This is a genomic window from Rhodococcus sp. NPDC055112 (genome assembly GCF_053607505.1).
In genome coordinates, this window is the sequence record NZ_JBSGTR010000100.1 from 1 (window position 1) to 10,362 (window position 10,362).

At 68.5% G+C, this 10,362-nt stretch carries 14 protein-coding genes; 5 read left to right on the forward strand and 9 right to left on the reverse strand.

The features are described 5' to 3' along the window. Nucleotides 1–20: 20 nt before the first annotated feature. From ACWFRB_RS25740 to ACWFRB_RS25775, 8 genes are all read right to left on the reverse strand, one after another. Nucleotides 21–2,447, reverse strand: a complete 2,427-nt coding sequence (locus ACWFRB_RS25740; protein ID WP_452644073.1) for an ATP-binding cassette domain-containing protein — start codon at nt 2,445–2,447, stop codon at nt 21–23. A 53-nt stretch (nt 2,448–2,500) separates the two neighbouring features. Continuing rightward, entirely contained in the window at nt 2,501–3,118 is a 618-nt protein-coding gene (locus ACWFRB_RS25745; protein ID WP_452644099.1) for a glyoxalase, read from the reverse strand. 19 nt (nt 3,119–3,137) lie between these two features. Then, nucleotides 3,138–3,548: a VOC family protein gene (locus tag ACWFRB_RS25750; protein ID WP_452644075.1), complete on the reverse strand. Its 411-nt coding sequence runs from the start codon at nt 3,546–3,548 to the stop codon at nt 3,138–3,140. Between the two features lie 5 nt (nt 3,549–3,553). Continuing rightward, nucleotides 3,554–4,000 (reverse strand): helix-turn-helix transcriptional regulator, encoded by a 447-nt coding sequence (locus tag ACWFRB_RS25755; protein WP_452644077.1) that lies wholly within the window; start codon nt 3,998–4,000, stop codon nt 3,554–3,556. 89 nt (nt 4,001–4,089) lie between these two features. Continuing rightward, nucleotides 4,090–4,308, reverse strand: a complete 219-nt coding sequence (locus tag ACWFRB_RS25760) for a hypothetical protein (RefSeq protein ID WP_452644079.1) — start codon at nt 4,306–4,308, stop codon at nt 4,090–4,092. A gap of 50 nt (nt 4,309–4,358) precedes the next feature. After that, on the reverse strand, nt 4,359–4,877 hold the full coding sequence (locus ACWFRB_RS25765) for an OB-fold domain-containing protein (protein WP_452644081.1): 519 nt from the start codon (nt 4,875–4,877) through the stop codon (nt 4,359–4,361). A gap of 179 nt (nt 4,878–5,056) precedes the next feature. Continuing rightward, a complete protein-coding gene (locus ACWFRB_RS25770) occupies nt 5,057–5,770 on the reverse strand; it encodes a cation diffusion facilitator family transporter (RefSeq protein ID WP_452644083.1) in 714 nt (237 codons plus the stop codon). Continuing rightward, nucleotides 5,770–6,099, reverse strand: a complete 330-nt coding sequence (locus ACWFRB_RS25775) for an ArsR/SmtB family transcription factor (RefSeq protein WP_452644085.1) — start codon at nt 6,097–6,099, stop codon at nt 5,770–5,772. The genes ACWFRB_RS25770 and ACWFRB_RS25775 overlap by 1 nt, the downstream gene beginning before the upstream one ends. Before the next feature lie 111 nt (nt 6,100–6,210). On the opposite strand from ACWFRB_RS25775, the gene ACWFRB_RS25780 reads away from it, so the two are divergent. Genes ACWFRB_RS25780 through ACWFRB_RS25790 form a run of 3 tightly spaced genes read left to right on the forward strand, consistent with a single transcriptional unit; the run spans nt 6,211 to nt 8,974 of the window. Then, entirely contained in the window at nt 6,211–7,338 is a 1,128-nt protein-coding gene (locus ACWFRB_RS25780) for a multicopper oxidase domain-containing protein (protein WP_452644087.1), read from the forward strand. Further along, a complete protein-coding gene (locus tag ACWFRB_RS25785; RefSeq protein WP_452644089.1) occupies nt 7,335–8,561 on the forward strand; it encodes a ZIP family metal transporter in 1,227 nt (408 codons plus the stop codon). The genes ACWFRB_RS25780 and ACWFRB_RS25785 overlap by 4 nt, the downstream gene beginning before the upstream one ends. Further along, on the forward strand, nt 8,558–8,974 hold the full coding sequence (locus ACWFRB_RS25790) for a Rieske (2Fe-2S) protein (protein WP_452644091.1): 417 nt from the start codon (nt 8,558–8,560) through the stop codon (nt 8,972–8,974). The genes ACWFRB_RS25785 and ACWFRB_RS25790 overlap by 4 nt, the downstream gene beginning before the upstream one ends. A 10-nt stretch (nt 8,975–8,984) precedes the next feature. Here ACWFRB_RS25790 and ACWFRB_RS25795 read toward each other — a convergent pair whose 3' ends face one another. Beyond that, entirely contained in the window at nt 8,985–9,350 is a 366-nt protein-coding gene (locus ACWFRB_RS25795; protein WP_452644093.1) for a DUF6292 family protein, read from the reverse strand. 152 nt (nt 9,351–9,502) lie between these two features. Here ACWFRB_RS25795 and ACWFRB_RS25800 point away from each other — a divergent pair, with 152 nt between their 5' ends. Then, nucleotides 9,503–9,829 (forward strand): hypothetical protein, encoded by a 327-nt coding sequence (locus ACWFRB_RS25800; protein ID WP_452644095.1) that lies wholly within the window; start codon nt 9,503–9,505, stop codon nt 9,827–9,829. A 49-nt stretch (nt 9,830–9,878) separates the two neighbouring features. Beyond that, complete coding sequence (locus tag ACWFRB_RS25805; RefSeq protein ID WP_452644097.1) at nt 9,879–10,268, forward strand: hypothetical protein; 390 nt, start codon at nt 9,879–9,881, stop codon at nt 10,266–10,268. Nucleotides 10,269–10,362 lie beyond the last annotated feature (94 nt).

The following is a 10,362-nucleotide window of genomic DNA, read 5'->3' on the forward strand; positions in this document are numbered from 1 at the left end:
GTGTCGGTTCGGGTTTCCGGTCAGGCGCCGACGTAGGCCGCGAGGTGCTCGCCGGTGAGGGTGGAGCGCGCGGCGACGAGGTCGGTGGGTGTGCCCTCGAAGACGATCCGGCCGCCGTCGTGACCCGCGCCGGGGCCGAGGTCGATGATCCAGTCGGCGTGCGCCATCACCGCCTGGTGGTGCTCGATGACGATGACCGACTTGCCGGAGTCGACGAGGCGGTCCAGCAGGCCGAGCAGGTTTTCGACGTCGGCGAGATGCAGACCGGTCGTCGGCTCGTCGAGGATGTAGACGTCGCCCTTCTCGGCCATGGCGGTGGCCAGCTTGAGGCGCTGACGCTCGCCGCCGGACAGCGTGGTGAGCGGCTGGCCGAGGCTGAGATAGCCGAGCCCGACGTCGGCGAGCCGCTGCAGGATCTTGTGCGCCGCCGGGATCCGCGCCTCGCCTGTGACATTCCCCCGGTCGCTGCGCTCCTGCCCGCCGCCCCCGAAGAACTGCTCCGCCTCGGCCACCGGCATCGCGAGCACTTCGGCGATGTTCCGGCCGCCGAGCGTGTACTCGAGCACCGACGCCTGGAACCGCTTCCCCTCGCATTCCTCGCAGGGGGATTCGACGGTGGCCATGACGCCCAGGTCGGTGTAGATGACGCCCGCACCGTTGCAGGTGGGGCAGGCGCCCTCGGAGTTGGAGCTGAAGAGCGCCGGCTTCACGCCGTTGGCCTTCGCAAAAGCCTTGCGGATCGGCTCGAGCAGCCCGGTGTAGGTCGCCGGGTTGCTGCGCCGGGAGCCCTTGATCGCCCCCTGGTCGATCGAGACCACCCCGTCTCGTCCGGACACCGAGCCGTTGATCAGCGAGCTCTTCCCGGAGCCCGCGACGCCCGTGACCACGCAGAGCACCCCGAGCGGGATGTCGACGTCCACGCCCTGGAGGTTGTGCGACGACGCGCCGCGGATCTCCAGTGCACCGGATGAGGAACGCACCGATTCCTTGACCGCCGCCCGGTCGTCGAGGTGGCGGCCGGTCGTGGTGTCACTCCCCCGCAGCCCCTCCACGGAGCCCTCGAAGCAGACGGTGCCGCCCGCGGTGCCCGCGCCGGGGCCGAGGTCGACGACGTGGTCGGCGATCACGATGGTTTCCGGCTTGTGCTCCACGACGAGCACCGTGTTGCCCTTGTCCCGCAGCTGCAGCAGCAGGGCGTTCATCCGCTGGATGTCGTGCGGGTGCAGGCCGATTGTCGGCTCGTCGAACACGTAGGTGACGTCGGTGAGCGACGAGCCGAGGTGGCGGATCATCTTGGTGCGCTGTGCCTCGCCGCCCGACAGCGTGCCTGCCGGTCGGTCAAGGGAGAGATACCCAAGCCCGATATCCGCGAACGAGTCGAGCAGGTGCCGCAGCGCCGTCAGCAGCGGCGCCACCGACGGTTCGTCGAGACCCCGGACCCAGTCGGCCAGATCGCTGATCTGCATCGCGCAGGCGTCGGCGATGTTGATGCCCTCGATCTTCGAGGATCGAGCCCCCTCGCTGAGCCGGGTGCCGTCGCAGTCGGGGCAGATCTGGAAGGTGATCGCGCGGTCGACGAAGGCCCGGATGTGCGGCTGCATCGCCTCGCGGTCCTTGGACAGGAACGACTTCTGGATCTTCGGGATCAGGCCCTCGAAGGTCACGTTGACGCCGTCGACCTTGATCTTCGTCGGTTCCTTGTACAGCAGGTCGTTCACCTGCTTCTTCGTGAACTTCGAGATCGGCTTGTCGGGGTCGAAGAAGCCGCAGCCACGGTAGATGCGGCCGTACCAGCCGTCCATGCTGTAGCCGGGGATCGACAGCGCGCCCTCGTTCAGCGACTTGCTGTCGTCGTACAGCGCGGTCACGTCGAAGTCGGAGACGTTGCCCCTGCCCTCGCACCGCAGACACATGCCGCCGGTGATGCTGAAGCTGCGACGCTCCTTCACCTCCCGTCCGCCCTTCTCCATGGTGACCGCGCCCGCACCGCTGACGGAGGCGACGTTGAAGGAGAACGCCTGGGGCGAGCCGATGTGGGGCTGCCCGAGCCGGCTGAAGAGGATGCGCAGCATCGCGTTGGCGTCGGTGGCGGTGCCGACCGTGGACCGGGGGTTCGACCCCATCCGCTCCTGGTCGACGATGATCGCTGTCGTCAGCCCTTCCAGGACGTCGACCTCCGGCCGCGCCAGGGTCGGCATGAAGCCCTGCACGAAGGAGCTGTAGGTCTCGTTGATCATCCGCTGCGACTCCGCGGCGATCGTGCTGAACACCAGTGAGCTCTTGCCCGAGCCGGAGACACCGGTGAACACCGTCAGCCGCCGCTTCGGGAGCTCGACGCTGATGTCCTTGAGGTTGTTCTCCCGTGCGCCGGTCACGCGGATGAGGTCGTGACTGTCGGCGGCGTGCAGCTCGGGCGACTGCGCGGCGGTCCTGGGGGCGGTGCTCATCGTTTCCCTTCTGTCGGGCCGCTGTCGCGGCCGTGGTCCTGGTGGCCGGTCGATCACGACCTCGCGGGCACGGTCTCCCACGCGAACCCGTCCGGGTCGGTGAAGGGGTCGGCATCGCTGCCGATGGCGATCCGGTGCGATCCGGTTCCGTCCGTGGAGACGCCGGCGTCCTTCGCAAGGGCGCGGCGCCCGTAGAGCGCCAGCTTGACGCCCGAGGGCGCGGTGGCGAACTCGACGTACTTGCGGCCGTAACTCTTCCCCACCTCCAGCCCGCGGTCGACGTAGAACTGCTTGGTCGCCTTGACGTCCTCGACGCCGAGCAGCAGCACGATGTCATCGATCTGCCTGGTGGCCGGTCCGTCGTTCTTCTTCGAGGACGTCGCGATCTTCCAGATCGCGCCGTCCGGGGCCTGCACGACGCCGCCGTAGCCCCAGAACCCCTTCTTGGCCGGCTTCAGGGTGGTGGCGCCGCCGTCGAGGGCGGCCCCGACGAAGGCATCGACGATGTTCGGCCGGGACACCACGAGCGACACGGTGTAGCCGCGGAAGCCGGTGGTCGGTGCCTTCGAGGCGCGTACTCCGACGCGGTCGCCGACGCCGAGAGCGGCGTAGAAGGCCTCGGCGGACGAGGGGTCCGGTACCTCGAGGACGAGGGACTTGATGGTGGTCATGGGCTTGGTGGAGGTCATGTCAGCGCACCTCGTTGATTCGGAGCAGGTTCCCTGCGGGGTCCCGCACGGCGCAGTCGCGGATGCCGTACGGCTGATCGATCGGCTCCTGGACGATGTCCGCGCCGTTCGCCACCAGCTTGCCGAAGGTGTCGTCCAGGTCGGGGGTGGCCAGGGTGAGGATCGCGTACGTCCCCTTGGCCATCATCTCGGTGATCATGCGACGCTCGTCCTCGGTGACGCCGGGGTCGGCGGCAGGCGGGTGCAGGACGAGTGAGGTGTCGGGCTGGTCCGGGTGGCCGACCGTGATCCAGTACATCCCGTTGTAGCCGACCTCCTTGCGGACCTCGAAGCCGAGGGTGTCGCGGTAGAAGGCCAGGGCGGCGTCGCGGTCGTTGTGTGGGAGGAAGGCCGAGTGAATTCTGATGTCCATGGCGCTCACGCTAATTGGGGTGACACCGCCTGCGCTTCTCGATTCCTGATCGGTCTTGTCACCTGCTTCGCGACGCAGGACGGCATCTCCCCCTCGGGGCGCGCCTGGTCCCGGTAGGCGCTCGGCGGCATCCCGACCAATTCGGTGAATCGTGTGCTGAAGGTGCCCAGCGACGAGCAGCCGACCGCGAAGCAGACCTCGGTGACGCTGAGGTCGCCGACACGCAGCATCGCCATCGCGCGCTCGATGCGCCGGGTCATCAGGTAGGAATACGGCGACTCGCCGTACGCGAGCCGAAACTGCCGGCTCAGATGCCCAGCCGACATGTGCGCGTCGCGGGCGAGCGCCTCGACGTTCAACGGCTGCGCGTACTCCCGGTCCATCCGGTCACGGACGCCGCGCAGCCGCGCGAGGTCACGAAGGCGTTGTGGCTCGGCGGGTCTGCTGGTCACCTCACGATGGTGGCACGTCGCGCCGGAGTTGCCTAGCACCGACGGCGTTCGCGTCCGGCTCCCCCGGTGGTCACCGGGACGGAGGCGGTTCAGGCGACGGTGTCGAGGCGGAGCGGGCCGAACGCACTGTGATCGAGCTGCACGGTTTCCGCACCGACCTGTCGCCAGGCTGCCCGAAGCTCGTACTCATCGGCCGTGATGTCCCCGGCCAGGTACCGAGCCAGGTCCGCGACCTCCTCGCGGCTCACGTCCTCGGAATGTTCGTCTGCCAGCGTCTGCGACAGCACCCACCGGTCCGCGTCACTCAACGGCTCCCACAACTCCGGCCAACGCCGCGCATATGCGCATGGGCTCCACATCATCGCGACCTCTCTACCTCGGTTGAACGCGTCAGGGTCGTCCGGCCGCGCCGTCGCAGGAACCACTCCAGGATGTCGCCGCCGTTATGCGTGTGGTGCGGCGGCGGTGGCGGCGGCGGTGGCGGCTTGTGTGTCGATTCCTTCCATTGACGGCACCCGCAGGCGATCGAGCCGACCACGCCCCGGACGGGGAATCGTGCACCCCGGATCGCCGGGTGGAGCAGCAGGCGCACCGGCTGGCCAGTCCGAACCAGGACCTCGCCCTCGACCGACGCGTAGATCCGCCGGCCGTCGTCGAGATCGACGATGGCGATCGTGGTCGGCATCAGTTCCGCGTGCGTCTCGTTCGGTGCGGGTTCCACAACCATCCACGACACGATCGAACCTGATCCCGAGGACTGACCCGTGGTGAGTGCGGCTTCCCCGGATACCTCACCTCTCGCTGTACGCGTGTCTCGCCGGCCGATCTCGTCGACCCGACGCTCCATGCGCGGGTGCAGCAGTTGGTTTTGATACATCGCGGAAACCTCACCTTCGTAACCTTCGCCCCGTGCCTGTCACATTGCCCGCGGGGGTAGGTACGCGACAACGGTCGGAGTACCCGGGTACATGCCTGCTTTACATGTGAGGCACATCACATGGGCTGGTTCGGGCGAGGTATCAGGCGACCAACGAGGTGGCCCGCTGGTCGCTCGGGTCAGTCGCAGCAATCGCAGTCGGGATCGCCCGTGCCGTCACTCGGACGTGCGGCCGCCGGAGTCGGGCAGCAGGGGTCGCCCCGCCATGCGTTGATGCCCTCCCGTACCGCGATGACGGCGATGACCAGGGCGGCGATCGGGTCGGCCCATGACCACCCGAACAGGCTGTTTAGGGCGAGCCCGACCAGCAGCACCGCCGACAGGTAGGTGCACAGCAGGGTCTGCTTCGAATCCGCCACCGCGGAGAGCGACCCGAGTTCGCGTCCGGCCCGCCGCTGCGCCCAGGACAGGACCGGCATGACGGCCAGGCTGACGGCGGCGAGCGCGATGCCCACGGTCGAGTGGCGGGCCTCGCCGAGACCGAACAGGGACCGGAGCGCGTCGATGCTGACGTAGAGGGCCAGGGCGAAGAAGGAGAAGGCGATGATCCGCAGCGCGACCTTCTCGCGGGCCTCGGGATCGCGGCCCGCGAACTGCCAGGCCACCGCAGCCGCGGAGGACACCTCGATCACCGAGTCGAGGCCGAACCCGATCAACGCCGCCGACGAGACCCTGGTGCCCTCGGTCAGCGCGATCGCCGCCTCGATGACGTTGTAGCTGATGGTGGCGCCGACGAACAGTCGGATCCGGCGCGAGAGGACCCGCTTGCGGGCCTCGTCGGGCGCGGGGGCGTCACGCTGCGGACGGGCGGGCAGCCCGAGGTTCGACGCCATCAGCAGCAGTCCTCGGTCGCCGCGTCGGGGCAGGACGACGGATCGACCGCGAGGGCGAGGCCGACCAGGTCCTCCAGTGCCCTGGCGATTCGCGGATCTGCGAGTTCATACCGGCTACGGCGGCCCTCCGGGATCGCGATCACGAGGCCGCAGCCGCGCAGGCACGCCAGATGGTTGGACAGGATCTGTCGTGAGACGCCGATCTTGTCGGCGAGATCGGACGGGTACCCGGGGCCGTTGCGCAGGCTCAGGAGGATCTGTGACCGCGTCGAATCCGACAGTGCGTATCCGAACCGCGACAGCGCGTCGCTGTTCACCAGGGTGTCCATAAGGCAATAATACAGGATTATCTGTATTCATAACAGCCTGTATCGAGCCCTGTGGTCGCGTGCGGTGAGGATGAGGTGAACACTTAAGTTCGGTGTGACAAACTTTGTGATGTGATCAAGCGAAACTTTGCGCGCGCATCGACCGTCGCCCCGGCCGAGGGCGGCTCCGTGAGCGCGCCGTCGCGGCGTCAGCTGCTGATCGGAGGGGCGCTTGCGGGTTCGGCGGGGCTGCTGCTCGGCGCGGGAAAGCAGCACGAGGCGTCGGCGTCGCCGCATCCCGGCGGTCACGCATCCGGGGCCGCCGAGGGGCAGGAACACGGCGCCGCGGCCGCAGGCCACGGCGGCGGTGAGAGCGGGGCCACCTTCCGTCTCGGCCAGCAGGTCGACCACGAGGCGAACGGGTTCAACCCGACCGCGATGCTGCGCGATTTCGACTACGGCACGACCTCGGTCCTGCCGGACGGGCGCACGCTGCGCGAGTGGGAGATCTTCGCCAGCGATGAGGAGATCGAGATCGCGCCGGGTGTGCACTTCCCGGCGTGGACCTTCAACTCCCGGGTGCCGGGCCCCGCGCTGCGTTGCAGGGAGGGCGACCGGCTCCGGGTGCGCTTCACCAACGGGTCCGAGCACCCGCACACCATGCACTTCCACGGCATCCACCCGGCCGAGATGGACGGAATCCCCGGGGTGGGGCGAGGCATCATCGAACCCGGCGCGTCCTTCACCTACGAGTTCGACGCCACCCCGTTCGGGGTGCACCTCTACCACTGCCACGTCAGCCCGCTGGCCGAGCACATCGCCCGCGGCATGTACGGCACCTTCATCATCGATCCCGCGCAGGGACGGCCGCCGGCCGACGAGATGGTGATGGTCATGCACGGCTACAACACCACCTTCGACGGCGAGGGCAACCAGCTCTACGCCGTCAACGGCATCCCGTTCCACTACATGCACGAACCGGTGCAGGTGAAACGCGGCGAACTGGTGCGCATCTACCTGGTCAACATCCTCGAGTACGACCCAATCAACAGCTTCCACGTGCACGGCAACTTCTTCGACTACTTCCCCACCGGGACGCGACTCGAGCCTGCCGAGTTCACGGACACGATCATCCAGGGGCAGGGCCAGCGCGGGATCTGCGAGATGCGCTTCCCACATCCGGGTCGGTACATGTTCCACGCCCACAAGACAGAGTTCGCCGACCTTGGCTGGATGGGATTCTTCGAGGTGACCGAGTGACGAACACACCATCACGCCCGGCGCCGGACACGACCGGCGCCGACGGCACCGACGGCACCGAGGTGACCCGGTCTGGTGCATGGATCCGCGGAGCGGGCGTCGTCGCGATCATCGCGGTGGCCCTGGCGGCGCTCGCCCTGCTCGCCGGACAGAGCCTGCCGGAGCGCGCCGGCCCCCCGGTCGAGGACATCGCGGTCGAACGGACCGTCCTCGAACCGGGGCACATCGTCCTGACGCTGCGCAATGTCGGGCCCGACCCGGTGACCATCGCGCAGGCGTTCGTCAACGACGCCTACGTCAACCTCGACGGGGCCGAGGAGCCGATCGGACGGTTGCAGTCCGAGACGGTCACCTTCGACGTCCCGTGGATCACCGGTCAGCCCTACCTGGTCTCGATGCTGACCAACACCGGGCTGGTCATCGAGCACGAGATCCCCGCCGCGGTACCCACCCCGGAACCCGGGGCGGCGTTCTTCGGCACGATGGCGCTGCTGGGCATCTACGTGGGGGTCATCCCGGTACTGCTGGGCATGCTGTTGCTGCCGGTGCTGCGTCGGGCCGGAGCCCGCACGGTCCGGTTCGTGCTCGCTCTCACGGTCGGTCTGCTCGCCTTCCTCGCCTTCGACGGGGCGGGCGAGGGGTTCGAGCTGGCGGCGGCCGCAGGCGGGGCATTCGGTGGCGTCACCCTCGTCGTCCTCGGCGCGGCGGTCGCCTTCCTCGCACTGATGGGAATCGACAGGTACCTGCGTGCCCGCCAGACGGGGGCGGCAACGTCCGGGCTGCGGCTGTCGGCCATGATCGCGGCCGGTATCGGGCTGCACAATCTCGGCGAGGGCCTTGCCATCGGATCCGCCTATGCTGTCGGCGAGCTCGCCCTCGGGGCCTTCCTGGTGATCGGGTTCACCCTGCACAACACCACCGAGGGACTGGCCATCGTCGCCCCGCTGACCGGACGACGCACTCCCCTGCTTATCCTGCTGGGACTCGGGTTCCTCGCCGGGGCGCCTGCCATTCTCGGGGCCGTCCTCGGCGCGAGCGTCAACAACGCCGAGGTCTCCGCGTTGTTGCTCGGCGTCGGTGTCGGCGCGATCATCCAGGTGATCGTCCAGATCGCGCCGTCCCTGCGCGGCCGCGATCGAGCGGCCGTGGACCCGGTGGTCCTGGCCGGAATCGGCGCAGGACTCCTGCTGATGTACCTGACCGGATTGGTGGTTCCCGCGTGATCGAGGTCGACCAGGCGGGGGCGATGCCCCGCCGAGCCTTCCTAGCCGCTACGTGCGCGACGGGCTGCCTGGCCGTCGCCGGCTGCAGCACCGGGGTGGCAGCCGTCGGTAAGGACCGGAGCACCGAGCCCGCGCGCGTCGCGGCTTCCGAGGTCCCGGTGGGAGGCGGGATCGTCCTGGCCGAGCACCAGCTGGTTCTCACCCAGCCCGAACCGGGCGTCTTCCTGGCGTTCGCGGCGGTGTGCACCCATCAGGGCTGCCTCGTGTCCGAGGTCAGCGACGGCACCATCAACTGCGCCTGCCACGGCAGCCGCTTCTCGATCGCCGACGGCTCGGTGGTCCGTACTCCGGCCCGGGAGGCCCTCGCCGGCTACGCGGTCACCCGCGCTGGCGACATGCTCGTCGTCGAGTGACGCCGGTCGGTCATCGCGGGCTCGGGTGCAGGTACTCCTCGCACAGCGCTCGTACCGCGCTCGGCTGAGGGACCGGGGTTCCGGTCGTGCTCCCGAGGATGATCATGTCCTCGGTCGAGGAGGTCTCGACGGCGAGCTGCCATCCGCCGGACGGTACCCAGAGCAGTGCGACCTCCCGTCGTGGGAATGCGTCCCGCTGTACCGACACCGCGATGTAGGCCTCGGACGATGGTCCGTCTGTGCAGAACGCGAAGTGCACGCGCTCGTGATCCGCCCCCACCGCGGCTGCCACGGCCTCGACGTAGCGCCGGAACCCGGCTTCGTTGCTCACGTCGAAATCCGCGCTGTCGTGCGCCAGTCGCTTCTGCCTGCTCATGACGTGGGGATTCCCATCCCGGCGGACGCCGAAACCGATATGGATCCAGACCAACGCGTTCCCATACGGCGTGTTTCGGACGGGCCGCGACGGGCAATCCTGGAGCGAGGGCGGACACGGTAGGTGTGAAGCCCCGGGAGAAGGGCTGCATCATGAAGGCCGAGCCAGGTAGGCGAAGCGTGGTGCTCATCGGCGATCCGGCGGAACTGTCGGAGCTCTCGGCGTACGCGAGTGCACACGGTGTCGTCGTCACCCGGGACATCGACTCCGCTTCGCTGTGCGCGATCGCCACCGAGGACGTGCTCGACGGGAACTGCACCCCGGAGGACGCCGTCCTGCTCGGCGCGGCGGCCAAGCTGGGTGTGCGGTGCCTGAGCATGGCCGAGGGCCGCAAGCTGCTGGAGGGCGCCGAGCGCACCCACGCGGTCAGCGCGAGGCCGTCGATGCACGGCATGCGCATCATCGATTGCACGCTCTGATGCTTCGCAGGCGTGGCATCGGGAAGAAAGTACGAGGAGGAGAACCGACATGGACAGAGATGTCGTCATCTGGATCATCGTGATCGCGGTGGTCGTGTTGCTGGTCGTGATAGCCGCGCTCCTGCTGGCTCGACGGGCGCGGACGCAACATCGGCGGACCGAGGCAGCAGAGATCCGTGAGCGGGCCACCGAACAGTCCCACGAGGTCGGTCAGAAGGAGGCGCTCGCCGAGGAGACCGCTGCCCGCGCACGAATGGCGGAGGCCGAAGCCGACGCGAAGAAGGCGGAATCCGCGCGGCTGGAGGAGCGCGCCCAGGCACGAGGGGGCGAAGCCGCGAAGTCACGCGAGGAGCTCGACGGACAGTTCGAACGGGCAGATGCCATCGACCCCGATGCCACGCAGAAGTACTCGCCACCCGACCGGGAGCAGAGATCCTGATCGCCGGGCATCCCGCTCGGCATCGTAGGAGCCGCCCACGGTTGTCGGCGTGGTCAGAGCTCCAAGATCACCGCTGGCCCGGATCCTTGGATCC

Excerpts from the sequence above, each read along its gene's own strand:
- ACWFRB_RS25765 (WP_452644081.1), bottom strand. The coding sequence starts at position 4,877 with ATGTATCAAAACCAACTGCTGCACCCGCGCATGGAGCGTCGGGTCGAC.
- ACWFRB_RS25750 (WP_452644075.1), bottom strand. The coding sequence starts at position 3,548 with ATGGACATCAGAATTCACTCGGCCTTCCTCCCACACAACGACCGCGAC.
- ACWFRB_RS25745 (WP_452644099.1), bottom strand. The coding sequence starts at position 3,118 with ATGACCACCATCAAGTCCCTCGTCCTCGAGGTACCGGACCCCTCGTCC.
- ACWFRB_RS25770 (WP_452644083.1), bottom strand. The coding sequence starts at position 5,770 with ATGGCGTCGAACCTCGGGCTGCCCGCCCGTCCGCAGCGTGACGCCCCC.
- ACWFRB_RS25800 (WP_452644095.1), top strand. The coding sequence starts at position 9,503 with ATGAAGGCCGAGCCAGGTAGGCGAAGCGTGGTGCTCATCGGCGATCCG.
- ACWFRB_RS25740 (WP_452644073.1), bottom strand. The coding sequence starts at position 2,447 with ATGAGCACCGCCCCCAGGACCGCCGCGCAGTCGCCCGAGCTGCACGCC.
- ACWFRB_RS25795 (WP_452644093.1), bottom strand. The coding sequence starts at position 9,350 with ATGAGCAGGCAGAAGCGACTGGCGCACGACAGCGCGGATTTCGACGTG.
- ACWFRB_RS25775 (WP_452644085.1), bottom strand. The coding sequence starts at position 6,099 with ATGGACACCCTGGTGAACAGCGACGCGCTGTCGCGGTTCGGATACGCA.
- ACWFRB_RS25805 (WP_452644097.1), top strand. The coding sequence starts at position 9,879 with ATGGACAGAGATGTCGTCATCTGGATCATCGTGATCGCGGTGGTCGTG.